At 68.2% G+C, this 20,844-nt stretch carries 19 protein-coding genes and 1 tRNA gene; 7 read left to right on the top strand and 13 right to left on the bottom strand.

What is annotated here, in order from left to right; genetic code table 11:
- Positions 1-65 precede the first annotated feature (65 nt).
- Both ACPPVQ_RS14950 and ACPPVQ_RS14955 read right to left on the bottom strand, forming a co-directional pair.
- The gene (locus ACPPVQ_RS14950) at positions 66-893 is read right to left on the bottom strand and encodes an ABC transporter permease (RefSeq protein ID WP_426515902.1); all 828 of its coding nucleotides are present in this window, start codon (positions 891-893) and stop codon (positions 66-68) included.
- The gene (locus ACPPVQ_RS14955; protein ID WP_426515903.1) at positions 893-1,813 is read right to left on the bottom strand and encodes an ATP-binding cassette domain-containing protein; all 921 of its coding nucleotides are present in this window, start codon (positions 1,811-1,813) and stop codon (positions 893-895) included. Before ACPPVQ_RS14955 ends, ACPPVQ_RS14950 begins: the two co-directional genes overlap by 1 nt.
- Before the next feature lie 111 nt (positions 1,814-1,924).
- Here ACPPVQ_RS14955 and ACPPVQ_RS14960 point away from each other — a divergent pair, with 111 nt between their 5' ends.
- Entirely contained in the window at positions 1,925-2,851 is a 927-nt protein-coding gene (locus ACPPVQ_RS14960) for a TetR/AcrR family transcriptional regulator C-terminal domain-containing protein (RefSeq protein WP_426515904.1), read from the top strand.
- A 131-nt stretch (positions 2,852-2,982) separates the two neighbouring features.
- Here the strand turns inward: ACPPVQ_RS14960 and prmC are convergent, their stop codons facing one another.
- Positions 2,983-3,864 carry a peptide chain release factor N(5)-glutamine methyltransferase gene (gene prmC, locus ACPPVQ_RS14965; RefSeq protein ID WP_426515905.1) on the bottom strand — a complete coding sequence of 294 codons (882 nt, stop codon included), beginning with the start codon at positions 3,862-3,864 and terminating at the stop codon, positions 2,983-2,985.
- 126 nt (positions 3,865-3,990) lie between these two features.
- Here prmC and cysK point away from each other — a divergent pair, with 126 nt between their 5' ends.
- From cysK to ACPPVQ_RS14980, 3 genes are all read left to right on the top strand, one after another.
- On the top strand, positions 3,991-4,929 hold the full coding sequence (gene cysK / locus ACPPVQ_RS14970; protein ID WP_426515907.1) for a cysteine synthase A: 939 nt from the start codon (positions 3,991-3,993) through the stop codon (positions 4,927-4,929).
- 5 nt (positions 4,930-4,934) lie between these two features.
- On the top strand, positions 4,935-5,507 hold the full coding sequence (epsC, locus tag ACPPVQ_RS14975; RefSeq protein ID WP_426515908.1) for a serine O-acetyltransferase EpsC: 573 nt from the start codon (positions 4,935-4,937) through the stop codon (positions 5,505-5,507).
- Between the two features lie 111 nt (positions 5,508-5,618).
- Positions 5,619-6,848 (top strand): IS30 family transposase, encoded by a 1,230-nt coding sequence (locus ACPPVQ_RS14980; RefSeq protein ID WP_426515838.1) that lies wholly within the window; start codon positions 5,619-5,621, stop codon positions 6,846-6,848.
- A 53-nt stretch (positions 6,849-6,901) separates the two neighbouring features.
- On the opposite strand, the gene prfA is transcribed toward ACPPVQ_RS14980, so the two are convergent.
- The 8 genes from prfA to argS form a co-directional block, all read right to left on the bottom strand.
- On the bottom strand, positions 6,902-7,981 hold the full coding sequence (prfA, locus tag ACPPVQ_RS14985) for a peptide chain release factor 1 (RefSeq protein ID WP_426515909.1): 1,080 nt from the start codon (positions 7,979-7,981) through the stop codon (positions 6,902-6,904).
- A gap of 120 nt (positions 7,982-8,101) precedes the next feature.
- Positions 8,102-10,387: a transcription termination factor Rho gene (gene rho, locus ACPPVQ_RS14990; RefSeq protein ID WP_426515910.1), complete on the bottom strand. Its 2,286-nt coding sequence runs from the start codon at positions 10,385-10,387 to the stop codon at positions 8,102-8,104.
- A gap of 246 nt (positions 10,388-10,633) precedes the next feature.
- Complete coding sequence (gene thrB, locus ACPPVQ_RS14995; protein WP_426515911.1) at positions 10,634-11,596, bottom strand: homoserine kinase; 963 nt, start codon at positions 11,594-11,596, stop codon at positions 10,634-10,636.
- Positions 11,593-12,705 carry a threonine synthase gene (gene thrC / locus ACPPVQ_RS15000; protein WP_426515912.1) on the bottom strand — a complete coding sequence of 371 codons (1,113 nt, stop codon included), beginning with the start codon at positions 12,703-12,705 and terminating at the stop codon, positions 11,593-11,595. Before thrC ends, thrB begins: the two co-directional genes overlap by 4 nt.
- The gene (locus tag ACPPVQ_RS15005) at positions 12,705-14,045 is read right to left on the bottom strand and encodes a homoserine dehydrogenase (RefSeq protein WP_426515913.1); all 1,341 of its coding nucleotides are present in this window, start codon (positions 14,043-14,045) and stop codon (positions 12,705-12,707) included. Before ACPPVQ_RS15005 ends, thrC begins: the two co-directional genes overlap by 1 nt.
- Complete coding sequence (lysA, locus tag ACPPVQ_RS15010) at positions 14,042-15,454, bottom strand: diaminopimelate decarboxylase (RefSeq protein ID WP_426515914.1); 1,413 nt, start codon at positions 15,452-15,454, stop codon at positions 14,042-14,044. Before lysA ends, ACPPVQ_RS15005 begins: the two co-directional genes overlap by 4 nt.
- Positions 15,455-15,596: 142 nt before the next feature.
- Positions 15,597-16,403, bottom strand: coding sequence for a DUF2993 domain-containing protein (locus tag ACPPVQ_RS15015; protein ID WP_426515915.1), 807 nt, complete (start codon positions 16,401-16,403; stop codon positions 15,597-15,599).
- A 10-nt stretch (positions 16,404-16,413) separates the two neighbouring features.
- Complete coding sequence (gene argS, locus ACPPVQ_RS15020) at positions 16,414-18,090, bottom strand: arginine--tRNA ligase (RefSeq protein WP_426515916.1); 1,677 nt, start codon at positions 18,088-18,090, stop codon at positions 16,414-16,416.
- A 181-nt stretch (positions 18,091-18,271) separates the two neighbouring features.
- On the opposite strand from argS, the gene ACPPVQ_RS15025 reads away from it, so the two are divergent.
- Positions 18,272-18,901: an iron ABC transporter ATP-binding protein gene (locus ACPPVQ_RS15025; protein ID WP_426515917.1), complete on the top strand. Its 630-nt coding sequence runs from the start codon at positions 18,272-18,274 to the stop codon at positions 18,899-18,901.
- Between the two features lie 25 nt (positions 18,902-18,926).
- Positions 18,927-18,999, top strand: a tRNA-Arg gene (locus tag ACPPVQ_RS15030).
- Between the two features lie 5 nt (positions 19,000-19,004).
- Here ACPPVQ_RS15030 and ACPPVQ_RS15035 read toward each other — a convergent pair.
- A complete protein-coding gene (locus ACPPVQ_RS15035) occupies positions 19,005-19,847 on the bottom strand; it encodes a sulfurtransferase (RefSeq protein WP_426515918.1) in 843 nt (280 codons plus the stop codon).
- 18 nt (positions 19,848-19,865) lie between these two features.
- Positions 19,866-20,024, bottom strand: a complete 159-nt coding sequence (locus tag ACPPVQ_RS15040; protein ID WP_426515919.1) for a DUF1059 domain-containing protein — start codon at positions 20,022-20,024, stop codon at positions 19,866-19,868.
- 49 nt (positions 20,025-20,073) lie between these two features.
- Here ACPPVQ_RS15040 and ACPPVQ_RS15045 point away from each other — a divergent pair, with 49 nt between their 5' ends.
- Complete coding sequence (locus ACPPVQ_RS15045; RefSeq protein ID WP_426515920.1) at positions 20,074-20,832, top strand: AfsR/SARP family transcriptional regulator; 759 nt, start codon at positions 20,074-20,076, stop codon at positions 20,830-20,832.
- Positions 20,833-20,844: the final 12 nt, after the last annotated feature.

Below are 20,844 nucleotides of genomic sequence, written 5' to 3' on the forward strand. Positions count from 1 at the left end.
AGGTGCGAGAAGTGGGCTTCGCCAGGGCGCCAGGCCCACTTCTCGCACCTCTCGCGCGCGCCTGATCAGCGGCGGGCGGCCCTACGGCGGAAGAGCCAGGCACCCCAGACGGCCGAGCCGATCAGGATGACCAGGCACCATCCGACCGCCCACCAGGCGTGGTCGCCGATCGGCGTGCCCATCAGCAGACCGCGGATCGTCTCGATGATCGGGGTGATCGGCTGGTTGTCTGCGATCCACTGCAACCATTGCGGCATCGTGTCGGTCGGCACGAACGCACTCGACAGGTACGGCAGGAACAGGAGTACGAACCCGTATCCGCTCGCCGCGGCGGCGCTGCGTGCAGCCAGGCCGATGCTCGCGTAGAGCCACGTGATCGCCAGGATGAACAGGGCGATCATCCCGAGCGCGCCGAGCCACTCGATCGCACCGGCCGTCGGGCGGAAGCCCACCAGCAGTGCCACGCCGATCACGACCCCCGTCGCGAAGAGGTTGCGCAGCAGGCTCGCGACCACGTGCCCGACGATGACACCGTCACTGCGCAGCGGCATGGTCCGGAACCGGTCGATGATGCCGTTGGTCATGTCGTCGGCCACGTCGACGGCGGTGCTCGCCGATCCGAATCCGGCGCACAGCAGGATGATCCCGGGCACCACGTAGTTCACGTAGTCGCCGCCCGGGTCGATCGCACCGCCGAAGACGTAGGTGAACATGAGCATCAGCATGATCGGCAGGATGATCGCCATGCTGAGCACTTCGACGTTGCGCAGGGTGTGACGGATGCTGCGCCCAATGAACACACGGGTGCTGGTTGTGAGCGGGATGGCCCGGTCGACGACGGCCGGCCCGGCGGACATGCTCGCGGGGCGGGGAGGGAGTAGTGCGGTGGACATCAGGCCGGGACCTCCAGTTCGAGGTCGGCACGCCTTTCGCTTTCGCTGCGGGCGGCCGATGCCGTGAGGGCGAGGAAGACATCGTCGAGGCTCGGCTTGCGGATGCTGACATGCGCATCCGGGACCGCTGCGGCATCGAGTTCGTCGATGGCGGCGAGGAGCGCGTGCACGCTCCCGTCCGTCGAGCGCTCGCGCAGCACCTCGTCGCCGGCGCCGCGGAGTTCGACGACGTCGCCGCCGATACGGGCCTTGAGTTCGGCCGGGGTGCCGTCGGCGACCACCACACCGTTGTCGATGACGGCGATGCGGTCGGCGAGCTGGTCGGCTTCATCCAGGTACTGCGTCGTCAGCAGGATCGTGATGCCCTGTGCGGCGAGGCCGAGGATGAAGTCCCACAGCGTCTGCCGGCTGCGGGTGTCGAGCCCGGTGGTCGGCTCGTCGAGGAAGATCACCGGCGGGGTCGCCACCAGGCTGATGGCGAGGTCCAGACGTCGGCGCATGCCACCCGAGTAGGTCTTCACCCGGCGCCGGGTAGCCTCGGCGAGGTCGAACCGTTCGATGAGCTCCTGTGCGCGCCGGCGCGCGTCCGCAGCCGGGTATCCGGACAGCCGGGCCATCATCCGCAGGTTCTCTTCGCCGGTGAGCACCTCGTCAACTGCTGCCGACTGCCCGGTGAGACTGATGGATGCCCGCACTCCGTCCGCGTCGGTGACGACGTCGTGGCCGGCGACGCGGGCGCTGCCGCTGTCTGGCACGACCAGGGTGGACAGGATGTTGATGAGCGTGGTCTTGCCCGCTCCATTGGGCCCGAGGAGGGCGAAGACGGTGCCGGCCGGCACGCTGAGGTCGATGCCCGTGAGCACGCGCTGGGTGCCGAAGGACTTGTGGAGCCCTTTCACCTCGATCGCGGGGGTTGCCATGTCGTTCTCCTTTCTGCGTACGGCGCAAACTGTTTACGTCGCACACGGTTTTGTTTAAGTAATACACAGTTCTAGGATGGGTGTCAACGACCACCCCGAAAGGCGGCGAGAATGGCCGACGCTGTCGAAGATGCGCTCCCCCGTGCCGTCGCACTCAGCTGGGGCGTCGCCGAACGCCCTCAACGCGGCCCCAAACGTGAACTCAGCATCGAGCGCATCGTCGACGCCGCGATCGAGATCGCCGATGCGGAAGGACTGGCCGCGGTCTCGATGAGCCGGGTGGCCGCATCCCTCGGCTTCACCACGATGTCGCTGTACCGCTACCTGACCAGCAAAGACGACCTGCTCCTGCTCATGCAGGACACGGTGTGCGCTGTGCCGATCCCCTCCGAAGACGACGACGACGGCGACTGGCGTCAGGGGATGCGCGGCTGGGTCGCGGCCTCGATGAACGTCATCAGCGCGCATCCGTGGTTCGTCGACATCCCGATCTCGGGAATCCCTATGACGCCCAACAACCTCGCGGTGGTCGACTGGGGCCTGCGCATCATGAAAGACCTGCCGCTGACCGACCTCGAGAAAATGTCGACCACACTGCTTCTCGCGTCGTACTCGCGCGCATTCGGCGTCGTCGAGCGCGATGTGAGCCGGGCCGCCGAGCGCAACGGGGAAGAGACCGTCACCGGCGAGGCGTTCGCGGCGGCACTCGCCGAACTCGTCACCCCGGAACGGTTCCCGTACCTCGGTCCGCTGGTCGCCTCCGGCGCGTACACCGCGCCGCCCGGGGAAGACGGGCAGGACGACTTCGCGTTCGGGCTCGAACGCATCCTCGACGGCATCGAGAAATACGTGGATGCCCGCAGCTCGGGCGAACCCGTCGCTGCGCCACCGGAGCGCCAGGAACCGGTGCCCAACGACAAGGCGGTGCGCGATGCCGCGAAGCTCAGGCGGGAGGCGGAGGTTCGGCTGCGGGACGCGCGGAAGCGCGAGCGCGACGTCATCGCGAAGGCGCGCGAGCGCGCGGCGAAGCGCCCCTGAGCGCTGCGATTCTGGCCGCGAAATGTGCCAGAGGTGGATTGTGGTCGCGCGATAACCCACTTTTCGCCGCTTTCGCCACAGCGGCCGCGAGCTGGCGGCGCGGGCGCGCGGCCACGAGCGGGCGGCGCGGGTCAGCGGATGGCGGTGGTCGCGCGGTCCCGTGTCGTGAAGTCGCGGTGTGTGGCCGACGCACGCCAGCCATCCGCCGCCAGGAGTGCACGGATCTGCGCGCCCTGCAGCTCGCCGTGCTCGATCACCAGTGTTCCGCCGGGCCGCAGAAGGCGCAGCGCGGTCTGCGACACGGCGCGCACGATATCCAGTCCATCGGCGCCCCCGTACAGTGCATGCTCTGGGTCGAACAGCCGCACCTCCGGGTCGCGCGGGATGGCGTCCGCCGGGATGTACGGCGGGTTCGAGATCACGACGTCGACCATCCCGTCGAGCTCGGGGAGCGCATCGGCGAGATCGACGAAGACGACCCGGGCGTTCGACGCCCCGGACTCGTCGACGTTGCGTCTCGCCCAGACGAACGCCTCGGGCGAGTTCTCCACTGCGACGACCCGCGCATGGGGGACCTCGGTGGCCATCGCCAGGGCGATCGCGCCGCTTCCCGTGCCGAGATCGACGCCGACCGGCTCGGGCGACGCGACAGCGCGCAGGGCGTCGATCGCGAACTGGGCCACCTGCTCGGTCTCCGGGCGCGGAACGAAGACGCCGGGACCGACGGCGAGTTCGAGTGACCGGAACGGAGCGCGCCCGGTGATGTGCTGCAGCGGCTCCCTGGCGGCGCGGCGGTCTGCGAGGCTGAGAACGTCATCCCGGATGCCCGGTTCGACCGCCGAATCCATCGCGACGAGCGCCTGGACCCTGCCCCGCCCTTCGCCGATGACATGGCCGATCAACAGTTCCGCGTCGACCGCTGGATCCGGGCCGCCGGCGCGGTCGAGGAGGGCCACGACGTGGTCGCGCAGGGACCGGAACGTGGTCGGGTGGGGATCGGCAGCACTCGTCATCGCCCGTCGAGCCTATCTTCTGCGCGGCTGCCGGGATCACACTTTGTCACACAAGCCCGGGGCCGAGAGCAGGAGATTAGGCTGGTGGAGCCCACGATCCACCCGCTTGTCGCAAGGAAGAGGCTCATGTCCGGTCACATCTACGCCAACGTCGCCGAAACGGTCGGAAACACCCCGCTGGTCCGGCTCAACCGCATCACCGACGGGGCTGCGGCCACCGTGCTCGTGAAGCTCGAATTCGCCAACCCGGCATCGAGCGTGAAAGACCGGATCGGGGTGTCGATCATCGACGCGGCCGAGGCGTCCGGTGAGCTGAAGCCCGGCGGCACGATCGTCGAAGGCACCAGCGGCAACACGGGTATCGCCCTCGCCATGGTCGGCGCTGCCCGCGGCTACAAGGTCATCCTCACGATGCCGGAGACCATGAGCAAGGAGCGGCGCGTCCTGCTCCGCGCGTTCGGCGCAGACATCGTACTCACGCCTGGTCCTGACGGGATGCGCGGGGCCGTCGAGGCCGCACAGGAGATCGTCGCGAAGACCGAGAACGCGATCTGGGCGAAGCAGTTCGCCAACGAAGCCAACCCGGCCATCCACCGGGCGACGACCGCCGAAGAGATCTGGGCCGACACCGACGGTGGGGTCGACATCTTCGTCGCCGGTATCGGCACCGGCGGCACCATCACCGGCGTCGGCCAGGTGCTCAAGGAGCGCAAGCCGGGCGTCAAGATCGTGGCCGTCGAGCCCATCGACTCCCCCATCCTCTCCGGAGGAAAGCCGGGCCCCCACAAGATCCAGGGCATCGGCGCGAACTTCGTGCCCGAGGTCCTCGACACGACGGTCTACGACGAGGTTGTCGACGTGACCTTCGACGACTCGATCGCGGTGGCCAAGCGCCTCGCGGCCGAGGAGGGCATCCTCGCAGGGATCTCGTCGGGCGCGATCGTCTGGGCCGCCCTCGAGCAGGCCAAGCGCCCCGAGAACGCCGGCAAGACGATCGTCGCGATCGTCGCCGACACCGGCGAGCGTTACATCTCCACCGCACTCTGGGCCGACCTGGTCGACTGACAGCGATGACGGTCCTGTCCCGGCTCCGCGAAGACATCGCGAATGCGCGCCGCCACGACCCGGCGGCGCGCAGTGATGGCGAGATCTTCGTCGTGTACTCGGGACTGCACGCGATCTGGGCGTACCGGCTGGCACACCGGCTGTGGATGGCGAAGGCGCGCACGGTCGCGCGCATCGTCTCGCAGTTCACGCGTTTCCTCACGGGGATCGAGATCCACCCGGGCGCGACGATCGGCCGCCGGTTCTTCATCGACCACGGCATGGGCGTCGTCATCGGCGAGACGGCGGAGATCGGCGACGACGTGATGTTGTACCACGGGGTGACGCTGGGCGGCAAAGGTCGCGGGCACGGCAAACGTCATCCGACGATCGGCGACGGCGTGACGGTCGGCGCGGGGGCGAAGGTCTTGGGCGCGATCACGATCGGCGCACACAGCGTCATCGGCGCGAACGCGGTCGTCGTCCACGACGCGCCTCAGGATTCGCTCCTGGTCGGAGTCCCGGCCACGGCGCGCCCCCGGACGGGCACCGAGCAGATCCCCGGCGACACCTGGATCGACCCCGGCATCTACATCTGACCTAACCCCCTGCCCCGGGCCTCCTCGGAGCGTCGAGCACAGGAAAAGGCACCTCAATCGTCAGGTGGTTTCTAGTTCCTAGCGCAACACCTCAATCGTGTGGGGTGTGTTGTGACGACGAAGTTTGCGTGGGAGACACGGGCGTTGGCTTATCGGGGGTTGCTGAGGGGCGAGTCGGCTTTGTCGGTCGGGTCGCGGCTGGGTGTCGCAGGAACGACGGTGAATAGTTGGGCCAGATTGGCTGGCATGGAGATCGTGGATGGCCGCAATGGCGGCATCGCAGTCGTCGACGTGGGTCGGCAGGTGGCGGGTTCCTCAGCCCGGTCGTATCGGCGGTTGACGCTCGCGGATCGGTCGTTCATTCAGGCAGCCCTGTCATTGCCTGAGCCGTTGGGGGTGCGGGCGATCGCGCGTGAGCTCGGGGTTCACCCGTCGACGGTGTCGCGGGAGATCCAGGCGCATCAGGTGCGGCATTGGGAGGCCCAGCATTACGACGCGGAGGTCGCTCACTATCGTGCGCTCCGGCGACGGCCTCGGACTCGGCCGGGGAAGCTTGCCGATCCGGTGTTGCGGTCCGAGGTCGTGTCACGCTTGAACCTGAAGTTCTCGCCGCAGCAGGTCGCCGGCGAGTTGAGGGTGGTGTTCCCAGACCGGGCGGAGATGCAGGTGTCCCACGAAACGATCTACCAGGCCTTGTATGTCCAGGGCCGCGGGGCGTTGCGGCACGAGTTGACGGTCGTCAAAGCGCTCCGGACGGGCAGAACCGGCCGGGTTCCGCAGTCGAAGCTGCCCGCCCGCACCAACCGGCCCTGGTTGGACGGGGCGCGTCTGACGGATCGTCCCGCGGAGGTGAATGACCGGGCCGTTCCCGGGCATTGGGAAGGCGATCTTGTTGTCGGCCCGGGCAACTCCGGCATCGTCACTCTCGTTGAACGGCAAACCCGGTATGTGTTGCTGGGGCGGCTGCCCGGGATGCGCGACAGTTGCACGGTCACCGATGTCCTGGCCGGCATGATCGAAGGGCTCCCGGCGGAGCTGACGAAAACGATCACCTGGGACCAGGGCAGCGAGATGGCCGGCCATCGAGCGTTCACGGTCAAGACCGGTTGCCCGGTGTTCTTCTGTGATCCGCACTCGCCCTGGCAGCGTGGCAGCAATGAGAACACCAACGGCCTGATCCGCGATTTCTACCCCAAGGGCACGAACTTCAACGACGTGACCGATGACGACCTCGCCGAAACCCAACGCCTCCTCAACATCCGTCCCCGCAAAACCCTCGACTACCGCAGCCCACATGCCATGCTGAACCAACTAATCAACGGTGTTGCGCTGACAACCTGAAGCCACCTCAGATTTGAGGTGCCTTTTCCTGTGCTCGAGCGTCTGGGCCGGGGTCAGGTTTCGGAGCCGAGGTCGGCGAGGCGGGCCTCCTCGTCGGCGGCGATGTCAGACTCGATGACCGGGTCGAGGGCGCCGTTCATGACGGCGTCGAGGTTGTATGCCTTGTAGCCGGTGCGGTGGTCTGCGATCCGGTTCTCGGGGAAGTTGTAGGTGCGGATGCGCTCGGAGCGGTCCATCGTACGGATCTGGCTCTTGCGCACGGCAGAGGCCGCGGCATCCAGTTCCTCCTGCTGGCGCGCCAGCACGCGTGCCCGGAGCACGCGCATCCCCGCCTCACGGTTCTGGAGCTGACTCTTCTCGTTCTGCATGGCAACGACGATGCCGGTGGGGAGGTGGGTGATGCGCACCGCGGAGTCGGTGGTGTTGACCGACTGGCCCCCGGGGCCGCTCGACCGGTACACATCGATCTTGAGGTCGTTCGGGCTGATCTCGACCTCTTCCGGCTCGTCCACCTCGGGAAAGACGAGCACGCCTGCGGCCGACGTGTGGATGCGGCCCTGCGACTCGGTCGCGGGAACACGCTGCACGCGGTGCACGCCGCCTTCGTATTTGAGGTGCGCCCACACGCCCTGAGCGGGATCGCTCGAGTTGCCCTTGATGGCGAGCTGCACGTCTTTGATGCCGCCGAGGTCGCTCGAGGTCTGCTCGAGGATCTCTGTCTTCCACTTCTTCGACTCCGCATAGTGGAGGTACATGCGCAGCAGGTCGGCGGCGAAAAGGGCGGATTCGGCCCCGCCTTCGCCCATCTTGATCTCCATGATGACGTCACGGCCGTCGTTCTCGTCGCGCGGGATGAGGAGTCGCCGGAGCTTCTCGCTCGAGTCGTCGAGCTGCTGCTCGAGCTCGGGGACCTCTTCGGCGAACGCTTCGTCTTCTGTGGCGAGCTCACGGGCAGCGGCGAGGTCGTCTTCGAGCTGCTTCCACTGGTGGTACGCGGCGACGATCCTGCTGAGTTCGGCGTACCGGCGGTTGACGCGCTTGGAGCGCACCGGGTCGCTGTGCAGGTCGGGGTCGGCGAGCTGCTCCTGCAGTTGGTCATGCTCTGCGAGCAGACTGTTCACCGACTCGAACATCTCATCTTCTCCCTCGGCAGCGCTTCGCTGCCTTCATTCTTCTCGCGGTGCACACATCGCACCAATGGAAAAGTGCCCGCCCGGTCGACACAGGGTCGAACCGGGCGGGCACTCAGGCAGCTAGCGGTGGTCGTGCTCGCTCGAGTGCGAGTGCGCCGTGCCGTGGGTGTTCGCGGGAGCGGCGGGCATTGACTTCTGCACCTGCATCAGGAACTCGACGTTGCTCGTGGTCTCTTTGAGACGACCGAGAACGATCTCGAGCGCCTGCTGCTGGTCGAGGCCGGCGAGTGCGCGGCGCAGCTTCCAGGTGATCTTGACCTCGTCGGCGCCCATGAGCATCTCTTCGCGGCGTGTGCCGGAAGCGTTCACGTCGACGGCGGGGAAGATGCGCTTATCTGCCAGCGAACGCGACAGGCGGAGCTCCATGTTGCCGGTGCCCTTGAACTCCTCGAAGATGACCTCGTCCATCTTGGAGCCGGTCTCGACGAGCGCCGAGGCGAGGATCGTGAGCGATCCGCCGTGCTCGATGTTGCGCGCAGCACCGAAGAACCGCTTGGGCGGGTAGAGGGCGGATGCGTCGACACCACCGGACAGGATGCGACCGGATGCCGGGGCGGCCAGGTTGTACGCCCGACCCAGACGGGTGATCGAGTCGAGCAGCACGACCACGTCGTGGCCGAGCTCCACCAGGCGCTTCGCGCGCTCGATGGCGAGCTCCGCGACCGTGGTGTGGTCTTCTGCCGGACGGTCGAAGGTGGAGGCGATGACCTCACCCTTGACCGTGCGCTGCATGTCGGTCACTTCTTCAGGCCGCTCGTCGACCAGGACGACCATGAGGTGCACCTCAGGGTTGTTCGTGGTGATCGCGTTCGCGATCTGTTGCATGACGATGGTCTTGCCGGCCTTGGGCGGCGCGACGATGAGGCCGCGCTGGCCCTTGCCGATCGGAGCGACAAGGTCGATGATGCGCTGCGTCAGCTTGCCGGGCTCGGTCTCGAGGCGCAGGCGCTCCTGCGGGTAGAGCGGGGTCAGCTTGCCGAATTCGACGCGGTTCTCGGCCTCTTCGACGGTCTGGCCGTTGATCGAGTCGACCTTGACGATCGCGTTGTACTTCTGGCGGCCATTGTTCTCGCCCTCACGGGGCTGGCGGATCGCGCCGACGACGGCGTCACCCTTGCGCAGGTTGTACTTCTTCACCTGTCCGAGCGAGACGTAGACGTCGCTCGAGCCGGGCAGGTAGCCCGAGGTGCGGACGAACGCGTAGTTGTCGAGCACATCGAGGATGCCTGCGACGGGGATGAGCACATCGTCATCTGCGATCTCGGGATCGAGGTCGTCGGTCACGCCCTGGCCGCGACGCTTGCGGTCGCGGTAGCGGCTGCGGCTGCTGCGCTCACCCTCGGCCAGGAGCTGGCCGGCCGGGCCGTTCTGGTTCTGGCCGTTGCGAGGGTTCTGACCCTGACGGTCGCCCTGCTCGCGGTCACCCTGGTTGCGGTCCCCCTGGTTGCGGTCGCCCTGGTTGCGGTCACCCTGGTTGCGGTCACCCTGGTTACGGTCACCCTGAGCGCGGTCGCCCTGGTTGCGGTCGCCCTGCGACTCGCCGCCCTGGCTCTGGTTGCCCTGGGTGCGCTCGCCCTGGTTCTGCCCGTTGCGGTTGCGGTTGCGGTTGCGGCTACGGCCCTGACGGGGCTGCTCAGCACCGTCTGACTGCGCACCGTCGGCCTGTGTGCCGTCGGCCTGGCCGGCCTCGGGCTGCTGGTCGCCCTGGACCCGCTCGGCACCGGGCTCGCCGGCTTCGGCCTGCTCGGTCGCCGTGTCGGCAGTGGCGTTGTTGCGCTGGCCGCGACGGCCGTTGTTGCGCTGGCCGTCTTCGGAGCGCGCGCCATCCTGTGCGACAGGCTGTTCGGTCGCTGCATCGCTGCGACCACGGTCGGCGGCAGCCGCCTGCGCACGGTCGAGAAGGGCGTCGACGGCGGGGATCAGCGAGTCGACCCCGGTGACACCCGTGTTGACGTGCGAACCGGCGGAGACGCCGGCGAGGGCGTCGGCGCTCGTCGCACGACGGGGTGCGCGCTTGCGAGGAGCCGTCGGGGTTTCCGTTGCGACGTCGGCAGCAGTGCTCGAGAGCGGCTCAGCGATGAGCGGCTCGATCAGGACCTGCGACGCGGCGCGGGCGGGCTCGGTCGTTTCGGACTCCGCGGGCTCGGCTGCGGGAGCGGCATCGGCCACCCCGTCACCTTCGCCCTGGTTCTGGACCTCGGAGATGGCATCCACGAGTTCTCCCTTACGAAGCTTGTTGGCTCCCTGAATACCCAGCTGGGCGGCGAGAGCCTGGAGCTCCGCCACTTTGAGAGTCGTCAGTTCGCTCTTTTCCACACCCGGGGCGTGGAGATTGACATCAGTCACTAAGAGGATTCCTTTCCTCCGACGAGCGTTTTTCGCTGGCGTCCGGAGCGCGTGTCATGTGAACTGCCTTTTCACGCGGTGTGTTCTGATCCACACGGTGTCGGTACTCGGTGCGAGACGCCCGGGTACACAGGCAGGGCTGACAGCTTGATTGCTAGAAATTCACCCGAAGACCAGATTCGCTCGTTACGCGGTGTCTTCCGGGTGTTGTCACAGTCTAACACTTCTGGGGAGGGTGAAATTCCGTCAGGCCGCAGGCGTGTCGACCGTGCCGACTGCCGTCTGCTGCACCGTTGCGCCCTTGAAGTCGACGGCGAGCATGAGCGGCTGCCACCGGGTCTCGGCCTTCTGGGCGACGAGGTCGGCGGCGGCGAGGCGCTGGCTGGGGTCGCTGCACAGCACCAGGATCGATGGTCCTGCACCGGAGACGACGGCCGCGAAGCCGCTGTCGCGCAGGAGGGTGATGAGGCGGTCCGTCTCCGGCATCGCCGAGGCACGATAGCTCTGGTGGAGCTTGTCCTCCGTCGCCGCGAGGAGCAGCTCCGGGCTCTGGATGAGTGCTGCGACGAGCAGGGCCGATCGGGAGAGGTTGAAGACGGCGTCTTCGTGCGGCACCGAGTCGGGCTGCAGGCTGCGGGCGAGCGCGGTCGACATCACGTGTTCGGGAACGAAGACCAGGGGCGAGACGCCGCGGTGCACGATCAGCTTCTTGAAACGCGGGCCGTCCGGGGTCACCCAGGCGATCGTGAGTCCGCCGAACAGGGCGGGGGCGACGTTGTCGGGATGCCCCTCCATCTCGTTGGCGAGCGCGAGGAGCCCCTGCGCATCGATCTCGACGATGCCATCGAGGAGGCCCTTGGCCGCCATGATGCCCGAGACGATGGCGGCGCCGGAGGAACCCAGCCCCCGTCCGTGCGGGATCGCGTTGCGCGCGACGAGGTCGAGTCCCGGCATCGGATGCCCGACGGCCGCGAACGTGTGCGCGATCGCACGGACGACCAGGCTGGTCTCGTCGGTGGGCACCTCTCCGGCTCCGACCCCGTGCACCTCGACGGTCGCACCCGGCTCATCGCGGACGCTGACTTCGAGTTCGTCGTAGAGAGCGAGAGCGAGCCCGAGAGTGTCGAAACCCGGACCCAGGTTGGCGCTGGTGGCCGGGACCTTGACGGTGACCGAGCGGCCGCGCAGGTCGTCGGCCGAGGAGGTCACGCGCCGGCTCCCGCCGCCAGGCCGAGCACCTCGGCGATGGCCTTGACGTCGACGGGAACGATGGTCGGCTGCACGTCGGAGCCGTCCGCGGTGCGGAGCGCCCACTGCGGGTCCTTCAGGCCGTGGCCCGTCACGGTGAGTACGACGGTCGCCCCGGCGGGGATGACGCCGGCGGCGGACCGCTCGAGGAGTCCCGCGACGCTGATGGCCGAAGCGGGCTCCACGAAGATTCCGACCTCGGCGGAGAGGATGCGGTGCGCTTCGAGGATGTGCGTGTCGTCGATCGCACCGAAGTAGCCGTCGCTGTCGGCGCGGGCGTTGAGCGCGAGATCCCACGAGGCCGGGTTGCCGATGCGGATCGCGCTCGCGATCGTGTCAGGGTTCTTGACGGGGTGACCGAGCACGAGCGGCGCGCTCCCCGCGGCCTGGAAGCCGAACATCCGGGGCTGTTTCGTCGACTCGCCACGCTTGAGCTCTTCGGTGTAGCCGCGGTGGTACGCGGTGTAGTTGCCCGCGTTGCCGACAGGGACGATGTGGAAGTCCGGTGCGTCGCCGAGCACCTCGACGACCTCGAACGCTGCCGTCTTCTGGCCTTCGATGCGATCGGGGTTGACCGAGTTGACAAGGTGCACCGGGTAGTTGGTGGCGAGGTCGCGCGCGATCTCGAGGCAGTCGTCGAAATTACCCTGCACCTGGAGGAGCTGCGCATTGTGGGCGATGGCCTGGCTCAGCTTGCCCATCGCGATCTTGCCTTCCGGCACCAGCACGACGGCCTGGATGCCCGCGTGGGTCGCGTAGGCGGCCGCGGATGCCGAGGTGTTTCCGGTGGATGCGCAGATGACGGCCTTGGCGCCGTGCTCGACGGCCTTGGAGATGGCCATCGTCATGCCGCGGTCCTTGAACGAACCGGTCGGATTCATCCCCTCGAACTTGACGAACACGTTCGCGCCGGTGCGGGCAGAGAGCGCGGCCGCGGGGATGAGCGGCGTGCCGCCCTCGCCGAGGGTGATGACGGGTGTTGCGTCCGAGATGTCGAGGCGGTCCGCGTACTCGCGCAGGACTCCGCGCCACTGGCGGCTGTTCGGGCGGGGGGTGTATTCGGCGGGCATTACGATCCTTCTACTCGGAGTACGGATGCGATGGCACTGACCACATCACTCGCACCCAGTGCCTCCACGGTGGCCGCAAGCGCGGCCTCTTCGGCTTCGTGGGTGCCGATTACAAGGGTAGCGGTGGGCGCCCCCTGCTCCTGACCGGGCTGGGCGGGCCTGGCGGGACCGGCGATCGACTGCTGCACGGTCTCGACGGAGACACCGCCGTCGCTGAGGATGCGCGCAACGGTCGCGAGCACGCCGGGCTGGTCGACCACCTCGAGGGTGATCTGGTACCGGGTGATGACCTGGCCGACGTCGAGCACCGGCAGCTGCGCGTGGGTCGACTCGGCGACACCGGGACCGCCCACGACGTGGCGTCGCGCGGCCGAGACGAGGTCGCCGAGAACGGCGGATGCGGTCTCCACTCCCCCGGCGCCGGCCCCGTAGAACATGAGGTCGCCTGCCGCGGCGGCCTGGACGAACACCGCGTTGTGGGCGCCGTGCACGGCGGCGAGCGGATGGGTGCGGCCGATGAGCGCGGGATAGACCCGGGCGGAGACGCCCTCGACCCCGGTCTTCGGGTTGACGATGCGCTCGCAGATCGCGAGCAGCTTGATGACGGAGCCGCTCTCACGCGCGGCCTCCACCTGGGCACGGTTGATCTCCGTGATGCCCTCGCGATAGACCGATTCGATCGGGACGGTCGTGTGGAAGGCGAGGCTGGCGAGGATGGCCGCCTTCTGCGCGGCGTCGTATCCGCCGATGTCCGCGGTCGGGTCGGCTTCGGCATACCCCAGTTCGGTCGCCGTCGCCAGCGCGTCTTCGAGCGTCTCGCCGTTGACGTCCATGCGGTCGAGGATGAAGTTCGTCGTTCCGTTGACGATGCCGAGGATACGGTTCACCCGGTCGCCGGCGAGGCTGTCGCGCAAGGGGCGGATGATCGGGATGGCACCTCCGACGGCGGCCTCGTAGTAGAGCTGGGCGCCGACCTGTTCGGCGGCCTCGAAGAGCTCCGGGCCGTGGGTGGCGAGCAGCGCTTTGTTGGCGGTGATGACATCCGCCCCCGAATTGAGCGCGAGCAGCACGTAGCTGCGCGCCGGCTCGACGCCGCCCATCAGTTCGACGACGATGTCGGCGCCGAGGATCAGGGATTCGGCGTCAGTCGTGTACAGGTGCCGGGGAAGCTCGACGTCGCGCTTCGCGTTCTCGTCGCGCACGGCGATGCCGACGACCTCGAGGCTCGCTCCCACCCGGGCGGCGAGTTCGTCGCTGTGCTCCAGGAGGAGCTTCGCCACCTGGGAGCCGACCGAGCCGGCGCCGAGGAGCGCCACCCTGAGGTTGCGGTATTCGATCATGCGGATGCTCCTTCGCGGAATCCGGCGTCACGCGCCAGCAGGTCGGCTTCGGTCTCGCCCCGAACGATGACGCGGGACGCCCCGTCGCGTACGGCGACGACCGGCGGCCGCCCCAGGTGGTTGTAGTTGCTGGCGAGCGACCAGCAGTATGCCCCCGTCACGGGGACGGCGAGCAGGTCGCCCGGCCGCACGTCGCCGGGAAGATAGTCGGCGTCGACGACGATGTCGCCGCTCTCGCAGTGTTTGCCCGCCACCCGCACGAGCACAGGCGGCGCGCCGGTTACCCGGTTGGCGATGCGTGCCGAGTAGTCGGCCCCGTAGAGCGCCGGGCGCACGTTGTCACTCATGCCGCCGTCGACGCTCACGTACCGGCGCACCGCGGTGACTCCGTCGTCGGCGGCCGAGACCACCACATCCTTGGTGGTCCCGACCGTGTAGAGCGTGAGCCCCGCGGTGCCGATGATGGAGCGGCCCGGTTCGAAGGCGACGACCGGCACGGGGATGCCGAGGGTCGCGCAGCCCGCGGCCACCACATCCGCGATGCGATCGGCGAGCTCGCCGATCGGGGACGGGTCGTCGGTGGTCGTGTATGCGATGCCGAACCCGCCGCCGAGGTTGAGTTCCGGAACAGGGCCGGCCCCGAGGAGCTCGGCGTGCACGGCGAGGAGCCGCGCGGCCGACTCGGCGAACCCGTCGGAGCCGAAGATCTGCGAGCCGATGTGGCAGTGGAGGCCGACGAACTCGAGACCGGCGTTCGAGCGGATGCGCGTCACCGCATCCACTGCGTCGGAGAGCCCGATGCCGAACTTCTGGTCTTCGTGCGCCGTCGCCAGGAAGGCGTGCGTGTGCGCGTGGACGCCGCTGTTGACGCGGAGCCGCACCCGCTGCACGCGCCCGTGCCGCGCTGCCGCCTCCGCCACCCGGTCGATCTCCTGGAGGCTGTCGATCACGATCGCCCCGACGCCGACCGACACCGCCCGGTCGATCTCGGCGAGTGATTTGTTGTTGCCGTGGAAACCCAGCCGTGCCGGGTCGACCCCCGCGGCGAGCGCGACCGCGAGCTCTCCGCCACTGCACACGTCGATGTTGAGGCCCGCCTCGGCCATCCAGCGCGCGACCTCGATGCTCAGGAACGCCTTGCCGGCGTAATACACCATCGCTGACGACCCGATGCGTGCGAAGGCGGAGGACAGCGCGTCCCGCACCTCGGCCGCACGCTCACGGGCGTGGCGCTCGTCGACGACGTAGAGCGGGGTTCCGTACTCTGCCGCCAGCGCGCCGACCGTGACGCCGCCCACTGTGAGCGCGCCATCCGACCGGGTGACGGTTCGCGACCAGAGGGCAGGCGAGAGCGCGTTGGCGTCGTCGGGGACGGCCAGCCAGTGCGGTGCGAGCGGATTCGAAGCCACGGGGAAACCTCACGGGTCGGGACGAGTGGGGGTCTCTCGGGGCGAGCGGACCCGGCTTGGTCCCTGAAGCCAATGGAGAACGTGCGCGTCAAGCGCGTGGTACCGGAATTCTAGCGAGGATCGGCGACGGCCTACGACTTCGTTACGAACAGGTGCCCTTGGTCGCGAGCGTGTCCTGCGAGAGCACGAGGTCGTGCGCCGTCAGGTGGATGGTCGCCTCACCGGGGTGCACGGTGACGTCATCGACCTGCACCCCTGCGGGGAGGTACTGCGCGACGCAGACCGAGAGCGGCTTCGAGACGACTGCGCCGAGCAGCTTCGACAGGTCGAGATTGCCTCCCCCGGCCTTCACCTCGGCCTTCGTGGGCTGCAGGTCGATCGAGTCGCCGGCGGCCGTCGGCTCCACGGTCACCGTGTAGCCGATCGGAAGGCCGAGGACCTTCGTCGTGCCGTCGTACTGGACCGTCCCATCGCCGAGCACGAGATCGCCGGTCGCGCCGGGCAGTTTGAGCAGCGAGTTGATCGACGACTGGCTGATGGTGATCGTGCCTGCAATGTTGGAGACTGGCTTCGTCAGGTCAGCCGGCACGCCGTTCGCGACCACGGATGCGGATAGGGGGATGCCTTCGAAAGTGAGCTTGGGTGCATCCAGCGTCACCTGCTCGAACGAGCCGGACAGGTACTGCGCGATCACCGACGTTCCCCCGATGTGCGCGGTGACATCGCCCTTCACGGAATCGGGGAAGTTCTGCTCGATCTGGGCCGCGACCTGATTCTGCGCGTACGCGCGGACCAGCCCGTCGGCGACGAAGTAGACGACGACGAGCGCTACGAGGGAGATGGCGATCCAGATCGCCGCCCACATCCCGCGCCGCCGTCTGCGGGGTGGAGGCGCCGGGGCAGGCGCGGATGGGACGAGCGGTTCCGTGGGCTGGGTTGCGTCCGTCATCGCCTCATCCTCACATGCGGTCGGGTGCCGACACCCCGAGGAGGCCGAGCCCGTTGCGGATCACCTGGCCGGTGGCGTCGTTCAGCCACAGGCGGGTGCGGTGCAGGTCGGTGATGGGTTCGTCGCCCAGCGGGATCACGCGCGTCGAGTCGTACCAGCGGTGGTAGAGGCCGGCGACCTCCTCGATGTACCGCGCGACGCGGTGCGGCTCACGCAGCTCGGCGGCCAGCGCGACGACCCGGGGGAACTCCTGCAGGGCCCCGAGGAGGGCCGACTCCGTCTCGTGGGTGAGGAGCTCCGGTGCGAACGCGCTCCGGTCGACGCCCGACGTCCCCGCGTTGCGGGCGACGGAACGCGTGCGTGCGTGCGCATACTGCACGTAGAAGACCGGGTTCTCGTTGGTGCGCTTGCCCAGCAGGTCGAGGTCGATGTCGAGCTGCGAGTCGCTCGACGAGCGCACGAGCGCGTACCGGCCGGCATCCACACCGACCGCGTCGACGAGGTCGTCGAGCGTGACGATGGTGCCGGCGCGCTTGCTCATCTTCACGGGCTCGCCGTCACGGAGCAGGTTCACCATCTGGCCGATCAGGATCTGCAGGTTGACGCCGGGGGTATCGCCGAAGGCCTCGACTGCAGCCATCAGGCGCCCGACATAGCCGTGGTGGTCGGCGCCGAGCATGATCAGGTTCTGTTCGAAACCGCGCTCGCGCTTGTCCAGGTAGTAGCCGAGGTCGCCCGAGATGTATGCAGGCTCCCCGTTGCTGCGGATGATCACGCGGTCGCGGTCGTCGCCGAACGTGGTGGTGCGGAGCCAGACGGCCCCGTCCTCCTCGAAGATGTGCCCCTGCTCCCGCAGACGCTCGATCGCCTTCTCGACCGCGCCGGACTCGTGCAGGGAGTCCTCGTGGAAGTAGACGTCGAAATCGACGCCGAAGCCGTGCAGCTTCGACTTGATCTCGCCGAACATCAGCTCGGTGCCCATCGAACGGAACACTTCCTGCTGCTGCTCCCTCGGCAGGCTCGCGATGTCGCCGTCGAAGCGTTCGACGACCTGCTGCGCGATGTCGCCGATGTACGCGCCGCCGTAGCCGTCGTCGGGAGTGGGCTCACCCAGATAGGCGGCGAGCAGGCTGCGGGCGAAACGGTCGATCTGCGAGCCGTGATCGTTGAAGTAGTACTCCCGGGTCACCTCCGCACCCTCGGCCGCGAGGATGCGCGCCAGGCTGTCGCCGACCGCGGCCCAGCGCACGCCGCCCATGTGGATCGGGCCCGTCGGGTTCGCCGAGACGAACTCGAGGTTGATAGGGATGCCCGCATAGAGCGAACCGTTGCCGAATCGGTCGCCCTCGTCGACGATGGTCTTCGCGAGCTGTCCGGCGGCCGCCGCGTCGAGGCGGAAGTTGATGAACCCGGGCCCGGCCACCTCGGCCGACGCGACACCGTCGATCGAGGATGCGGCGTCGGCGATCTCCGACGCGAGCTCGCGCGGGTTGACGCCCAGCGGCTTCGCCAGCCGCATCGCGACATTCGTGGCCCAGTCGCCGTGCTCGCGGTTCTTGGGGCGCTCGAGGGGGACGTCCGCAATGGTCAGGACGACCGGCGCGGCGTCGGGTTCAGCCGCGCGTCGCCGGTCGACGATCGGGGTCACGATGTCGAGCAGGGCGGCAGAGAGGTCGGCTGGAGTCACAGCGAACAATTCTACCGGGCGGGGCCTGAGGGCCGGGCGAGAGTCCGTCGCATCGATTCCGCAACGAAGCCGGGGCGTGGCGGGTACCACCCATCCGGGCTTGATAAGGTCGCGATGCGCGCGACGGTGCGCGACTCACCAGACATTCCGCACACCCGCATCGCACACAAGGACCCCCGACATGGTTCAACCGACCCGTAACCGATTCGCAGGCTTCGCGCGCGCGGGCGCCGTCGTCGCAGTCGTGGCCGGCACGATCGCCCTCAGCGGCTGCGCCGGCGACGCCAAGCCGGCGCCCACCGCAACGCACGCCGCGTCATCGACACCCTCGGCGGCACCCAGCACTCCGACGCCGACACCGACGCCGTCCGATCCCCCGACGCCGGTGGCCCTCAGCTGCGACCAGATCGTCACGGCCGACCAGATGTACGCGTACAACCCCAACTTCGGCGCCGACCCCGGGTACACGCCCACGGCCGGGTCGCTCGAAGCGTCGGTCGTGACAGACAAGGGCGTCGCCTGCGGATGGCTGAACCAGACCAGCAACGATGTGATCGAGATCGCCGTGGCCAAGCCGCCGGCGAGCGACCTCGACGGGCTGAAGAACAGCGCGATCACCACCAGCCAGCCCGTGCCCACCTACGGTGTGCCGCCGCAGGTCGAAGGCTATTTCGCGCTGCGCGGCGGCAAAGGCGAGGTGCAGATCTTCACTGGTGCGTACTGGGTGGTGGCGAATTCGCCCGCATTCCAGGAGCCCGGCGACGCCGCTCCGCTGATGCAGAACGTGCTGGACAACCTGCCGAAGCAGTGATGCTAACCTAGGTTTCGCACTCCTGGCCCCCATAGCTCAGGGGATAGAGCGTCTGCCTCCGGAGCAGAAGGCCGTAGGTTCAAATCCTACTGGGGGCACTTTTTCACGCGACGGGGTTCGCTGGGTTCTTGCCCCATTCGGCCCAGCCGCCGTCGTACACCCTCACGCCCGTGCGGCCCAGCAGGCAGGTGAGCACGAACCATGCCGTCGACCCGCGGCCGCCCACGGTGCAGTAGGTGATCATCCGCGCAGGTTCCACCCCGTCGAGGGCGAACACCTCCGCGAGCTCATCCGCGCCGCGGTAGCGCCCCGCCTCATCGAACACCCCGTCGAGCGTGACGTTCGTCGCAGACGGGATATGGCCGGCGCGTCCGCCCTCTTCCATGCCGCCCGACGGCCAGAACTGCTCGCCGTCGAACTCGGGGCGGGTGCGCATGTCGATGATCCTGGTCTCCGGGTCGTCGATCGACGCAGCGACGTCGGCCTGCGACGCCCGGATGCCCGGATCCGGCGCGGGCAGCGGATAATCGGTGGGCTCTGGGGTCGCCGCATCCGTCGTCCACGGGAGTCCGGCATCCTGCCAGGTGTCACGCGAGCTGTCGAGGATGCGCACGTCGGCGTGCCGGTAGACCTTCATCATCCAGAACGCGAGGGCGGGCGCGTAGCCGTAGAAGACGACGGTGGTGTCGGGCGTCAGGCCCGAACGGCCGAACAGGCTCGCGATGGCTGTCTCGTCGACCAGGCCGTAGTCGGGCTTCCTGAAGTCCTGGTAGACGTTCCAGAGCTGCGCACCAGGAAGGTGCCCCGCCCGGTAGTTCCTGGCGTTCACGTCGACTTCGATCACCTGAACGGACGGATCGTCGAGCCTGCCCGCAAGCCATTCGGGCGACACGAGCACCTCCGTCCGTGTCATCGCGCTGTTCTCGCTCGCTGTTGCCTGCGACATCGTGGCCTCCCGTTTCGACTACTCCAACTGGATCCAGCTGAGCAGGTCCTCCTGCTCCACTGATTCGTACAGGGCGGGATGATCGGTCTTCATGTGCGCGCGGATGGCCGAAATCACCTCGGCGTCACTGTCGCCCCTGGCGATGTAGCCGCATTCGCAGCGGATGATCCTGGACATCTCGTCCTCCTCTGTAGGTGTACTCGGGGACTGTTGACAGAATGTTGGCATGACATTGGCGTCGCGTACACCGACGCGGATCCAGCTGTGCGGCACGACGATCGTCGAGGCCGGCGGCGAGCGGCTCGAGGGCCGCCTTCCGGGCCGGCAGGGGCGCATCCTCTTCGCCTACCTGGTGCTGAACCGCGACCGGCCGTCGAGCCGGCCGGAGCTCGCTGAGGCCGTGTGGCCGGGCCAGGGCGGCGCCGCATCCGAGACGGGACTCACGCCCCTGATCTCGAAACTCCGGCGGATGCTCGGTGCCGACCGCATCGACGGGCACGCCACCGTCCGGCTGGTTCTCGACGCGGACACCCGCGTGGATGTCGAGGACGCCGTTCGCGCCGCGCATCGCGCCGAATCCCAGCTCGCACTGGGGAATTACGCGGGCGCCTGGGCACCGTCCCTCGCCTCGCTGTTCGTCTCGGAGCGCGAGTTCCTGGCGGGCGAGAAGAACCTGTGGGTGGACGAGCAGCGCCGGTTCATGGCGGGCGTGCGTACACGCGCCCTCGAAGCGTATGCCGCAGCGTGCGCGGGCATGGGCGGCACCGAACTGCCGGCCGCCGTTCGCGCCTCACGTGAGCTCGTCCGCCTCGCACCGCTGCGTGAAAGCGGCTACCAGCTGCTGATGCGCGCCTTGCGCGACGAGGGCAATCCCGCGGAGGCGCTCACGGTCTACTCCGAGCTCCGTGCTGTCCTCCGCGACGAGCTCGGTATCTCCCCCAGCCCGGCCAGCCAGGCGATGTACGACGAGCTCATCCGCGGCTGAGCACACGACGGG

Origin of the sequence: Leifsonia sp. McL0618, assembly GCF_049994905.1 — a bacterium.
GTDB lineage: Bacteria > Actinomycetota > Actinomycetes > Actinomycetales > Microbacteriaceae > Diaminobutyricibacter.

What these genes read in the sequence shown, in the direction of transcription:
- ACPPVQ_RS15045 (WP_426515920.1), top strand. Translation starts at nt 20,074, where the DNA reads ATGACATTGGCGTCGCGTACACCGACGCGGATCCAGCTGTGCGGCACG.
- prfA (WP_426515909.1), bottom strand. Translation starts at nt 7,981, where the DNA reads ATGTTCGAGTCGGTGAACAGTCTGCTCGCAGAGCATGACCAACTGCAG.
- ACPPVQ_RS14950 (WP_426515902.1), bottom strand. Translation starts at nt 893, where the DNA reads ATGTCCACCGCACTACTCCCTCCCCGCCCCGCGAGCATGTCCGCCGGG.
- ACPPVQ_RS15005 (WP_426515913.1), bottom strand. Translation starts at nt 14,045, where the DNA reads ATGATCGAATACCGCAACCTCAGGGTGGCGCTCCTCGGCGCCGGCTCG.
- prmC (WP_426515905.1), bottom strand. Translation starts at nt 3,864, where the DNA reads ATGACGAGTGCTGCCGATCCCCACCCGACCACGTTCCGGTCCCTGCGC.
- ACPPVQ_RS15015 (WP_426515915.1), bottom strand. Translation starts at nt 16,403, where the DNA reads ATGACGGACGCAACCCAGCCCACGGAACCGCTCGTCCCATCCGCGCCT.
- ACPPVQ_RS15040 (WP_426515919.1), bottom strand. Translation starts at nt 20,024, where the DNA reads ATGTCCAGGATCATCCGCTGCGAATGCGGCTACATCGCCAGGGGCGAC.
- epsC (WP_426515908.1), top strand. Translation starts at nt 4,935, where the DNA reads ATGACGGTCCTGTCCCGGCTCCGCGAAGACATCGCGAATGCGCGCCGC.
- ACPPVQ_RS14955 (WP_426515903.1), bottom strand. Translation starts at nt 1,813, where the DNA reads ATGGCAACCCCCGCGATCGAGGTGAAAGGGCTCCACAAGTCCTTCGGC.
- ACPPVQ_RS15035 (WP_426515918.1), bottom strand. Translation starts at nt 19,847, where the DNA reads ATGTCGCAGGCAACAGCGAGCGAGAACAGCGCGATGACACGGACGGAG.
- thrC (WP_426515912.1), bottom strand. Translation starts at nt 12,705, where the DNA reads ATGCCCGCCGAATACACCCCCCGCCCGAACAGCCGCCAGTGGCGCGGA.
- cysK (WP_426515907.1), top strand. Translation starts at nt 3,991, where the DNA reads ATGTCCGGTCACATCTACGCCAACGTCGCCGAAACGGTCGGAAACACC.
- ACPPVQ_RS15025 (WP_426515917.1), top strand. Translation starts at nt 18,272, where the DNA reads ATGGTTCAACCGACCCGTAACCGATTCGCAGGCTTCGCGCGCGCGGGC.
- ACPPVQ_RS14960 (WP_426515904.1), top strand. Translation starts at nt 1,925, where the DNA reads ATGGCCGACGCTGTCGAAGATGCGCTCCCCCGTGCCGTCGCACTCAGC.